The 3,583-nt window shown below is 44.4% G+C and carries 3 protein-coding genes; all 3 read right to left on the bottom strand.

The features are described 5' to 3' along the window. Positions 1–433: 433 nt before the first annotated feature. From WHS63_RS13095 to WHS63_RS13085, 3 genes are read right to left on the bottom strand one after another with little or no spacing between them, the layout of a single operon-like run. Positions 434–1,345 (bottom strand): proline dehydrogenase family protein, encoded by a 912-nt coding sequence (locus tag WHS63_RS13095; RefSeq protein WP_445205503.1) that lies wholly within the window; start codon positions 1,343–1,345, stop codon positions 434–436. Between the two features lie 31 nt (positions 1,346–1,376). Next, on the bottom strand, positions 1,377–2,117 hold the full coding sequence (locus WHS63_RS13090) for an SIMPL domain-containing protein (protein WP_445205502.1): 741 nt from the start codon (positions 2,115–2,117) through the stop codon (positions 1,377–1,379). 58 nt (positions 2,118–2,175) lie between these two features. Next, the gene (locus WHS63_RS13085; protein ID WP_445205501.1) at positions 2,176–3,279 is read right to left on the bottom strand and encodes a T9SS type A sorting domain-containing protein; all 1,104 of its coding nucleotides are present in this window, start codon (positions 3,277–3,279) and stop codon (positions 2,176–2,178) included. Between the last annotated feature and the right edge of the window lie 304 nt (positions 3,280–3,583).

Genomic DNA, 3,583 nt, shown 5'->3' with positions numbered 1-3,583 from the left:
CCCGTAGGGGCGAAACATTTGTAACTCCATGAAACTTCCGTATGTACAGCGATGCACGCAATACATAATCCAAAGAGCAAAGGTGTAGCTTTGCATCGCAACAGAAAAGCATGGCAAAGAGCGGAATATAAAAAAACAACAAGGATTAAAGGTAAAGAGATGCTTCGGCTAGCTCAGCAAGACAAGGGAACAGAAAGGAAGATAGGGTTTTTGTCATCCCGAGCAAAGTCGAGGGATCTCTTCAAAGGATTGAATAGAAATGAGCAATGAGATACTTCGGCGAAGTCTATCCCGATATATCGGGGCTCAGGATGGCATTTGGTATTGCACTACTGGTAGCTAACAAACATCCTACACTCAATGCGCAGTTTGTACGATAAGGAAAAATAAAAGCTCCGGAATACACCGGAGCTTTTGAAAACAATATGCGTTATTATCCCCTGAAAAAGAGTGCCTTGATGATATGACTAGCCATTTTAGGATTTTCCTTGAGTCGACGGGTTGAGTAACCGAACCACTCCTTGCCAAATGGCACGTAAACCCTCATGGTGTGCCCCTTATCAACTATCGATTTCCGGAGCTCAGGGGTAACACCGTAAAGCATCTGGAACTCATACTTATTCTTGGGTACATTATACTTCTCAATCAGCTTATACGCTCCCTCAATAATTGGTTTATCGTGGGTAGCAATACCTACATAGTTGCCGTTTTTCAGAAGGAATTCAAGATCCTCAAGGAAATGCTGGTTAATCTCTTCGTATTTCTTGTAGGCAATTTCAGCCGGCTCAACATAAATCCCCTTGCAAAGCCTATAGTTGTTAGGATGCTCATCGGTATGGATATCCATTAAATCCTGCAAATCCTTAAGCGTACGCTTTAGGTATGCCTGGAATACCAAACCAACATTTTTGGGGAACTCGGCTTTTAACCTACGGTAGAGTTCAATCTCCATGCTGGTGCAGGGCGAGTCCTCCATATCGATACGGATGAAATTACCGTACGACGCAGCCTTAGCAACAATTTCACGGATATGGTTGTAGCAAATCTCCTTATCGATTAACAACCCAAACGAGGTGGGTTTCAATGAGTAGTTACCATCTATGTTTTCCTTCTGAATGGTATCAATAAGCTCCAGATACTCCTTTTTGTTACGTTCGGCCTCACCTAAATCCTTTATGAATTCACCCAGAATATCAATGGTTACCTTTATCCCCTGAGCATTCAGTTCCTTGGAAACCCTAATGGCATCGGCAATGGTTTCGCCGGCAATATAACGTTTTGAAAAAATCCACACCAGTTTCTTGGGAAAGTACGGAAGCATTGATGCAATCATCTTATTGAACATAACAATTCAAAATTAATGGTTAAACTTATGGTTACTTTATTGAGTATTCAACGCTAATTACTACCCTAACCCTTTTTACAATATCGCTGTTACCCGAGGCAAAGCTATCGCCACCCGAGAGCGACTGATCCCTGTCGACAATGGTAAACAGCCCCTGGCTTGCCCTTTTAAGCTTGCCAAGCTTAACTCCACTCTCACTGGCAAAGGAGATTGCTGCCTCCCTGGCATTCTGGGTAGCCTCAGTAAGCATTTCGGGCTTAATGTCGTTTAGCTTGGTAAAGTAGTACTGAAGGTTATTGGAGTAATCGTTCTGGCTTATAACCACACCGGCACGGACAAGCTCATCGGTTAGGCGGCTTACCTCCTGTACCCTGTCCACATTCGTGCTTCGAACCTGGAGCACCTTAACAATCACATACCTAAAGTTTACATTGTCATAGCCGCCATACTCGTTGGCTAACCTGTCGTTAACACGAATTTCGCGGCTGATAATCTCTTCCTTGCCAATTCCCTTAGCCACAAGGAAATCAATGATCTTCTTCTGATCCTGCTCAATGCGCTTTGCCCCTTCAACCAAATCGTTGCTGGCAGCACGGCAGCTTATGCTCCATACTGCCAAATCGGCTTTTACCTCTCGCTCTGCAAAGCCTTTTACCAGAATGGTACGGTCGCCATTCCTAAAGTTTTCAATCGACTGGCCTATTAAATATCCGCATAGCCCAAAAGCTACAACTATTCCGATTGATATTATCGCTAAATCCGATTTTTTCATGGTCAATGCGTTTGCTTAATGCAAAGTTAGTTTAATAACCAATGATTAAACCATGATTTCAATCATTTTTTTGGACTATAACTCTCTGTGTAATGCTAATGTTATTGTTGCTCAACCTAAAGAGGTAAGCCCCTGAGGGAAAATTCAGGTTTTCGGTTAGGTGACCCGATGAGCACGATATTGAATTCAGACTGTATCGTTTTAAAGTATTGCCAAGCATATCGAAAATCTCCAGGTAACAATTTTCACCGCCCGAATTGCTATAGGTGACATTTACTTGTCCGCTGGTGGGATTCGGATAAACATACATTGTAGCCCTATCAAGGTTAACCTCGGCAGCGCTTGTTACCGATGGCCTTCCGGCCTCAACCCATGCGCTGTAAATCAGCTCAGCCAATCGTTGCGATGCAGCCGCAAATAACCTTTTTGTAAAACTTATTGTCTTTACCCAAAGAGTATCCCTGTATGCCGATGAGCTGTAATCGGGATTGATGCTCCTGGCATAGTTGTCGGCCTCCAGTATTGAATCTACGTACTGATAGTTGAAGTAGATGTAATCAAATATGTATTGCTGAACATTCTGAACTAAGACTATCTCACGGGGCTGACTATTATAGAACTCATCGGCATGGGCGTTAATCATTGTTGACTCATACCTGGAGTGTATTCCGGTGTTACCGGTAAGCTGGCCATTGTAGTTTTTGGTCAGATGCAGCGGCATATGCCCATCGGCCACATAGTGACCAAGATCGGCAGCCAGCAGCTTAGCCCTATCAATCCTGCCGTTCTGCAAAGCAATAACCAGTGAATCGTAGGTTGCTTTGGTTGCCCAGGGCAATATACCATTGTCAACCACAAAGCTATTACCATACCTGCTCACAGCTTCGGACAAAATCAGGGGCATCGGCTGGTTGGTAAGAAATTCCGTATAGTTATCAATATCGATGTAATGCTTTGGAGCCTCAGTAGGATCGGAACTTTTACGGTTATCGGCATCCGATGCATGGCCGGCCAGGTAGTTTGCCCAATCGGCAAACTGTTGCATTTCCGTGTTGAACGATCGGCTAGCCTCAAGGCTAATGATGTAATGCCCGGTTCCACCCCACGACGACAATAAAACCACAACCAAAACTGCAAGTAATAAATGTGCTAACCTTTGCATAATGCTATTTTAAGGTTTTGATTGTATTCGGACAATATGGTTTAACTTTGATGAGCACTCTGGCTTGCGCGCGTCTGTAAACTCTCGTTCGCGCTCGTTTTTAAACGCGTGCGGTATTCACAACTCTGCCCCATTGCTTTCAGTAAATGTAGTAAAAAAATTCCCTTGGTTCAGGCGGGTACAAAAAAAATTTTCCGGCTGAGGCGCAGCTGTTAGGCTTGGGCGGGTACCAATGAAAAAGCCCCGCGGGGTAATCCCGCGGGGCGTAAGGGGGGCGGCGACCTACTCTCCCGCTGTGACGCAG

Source organism: Tenuifilum sp., assembly GCF_037481895.1.
Lineage (GTDB): Bacteria > Bacteroidota > Bacteroidia > Bacteroidales > Tenuifilaceae > Tenuifilum > Tenuifilum osseticum.
This window is presented reverse-complemented; position numbering and strand designations above follow the sequence as displayed.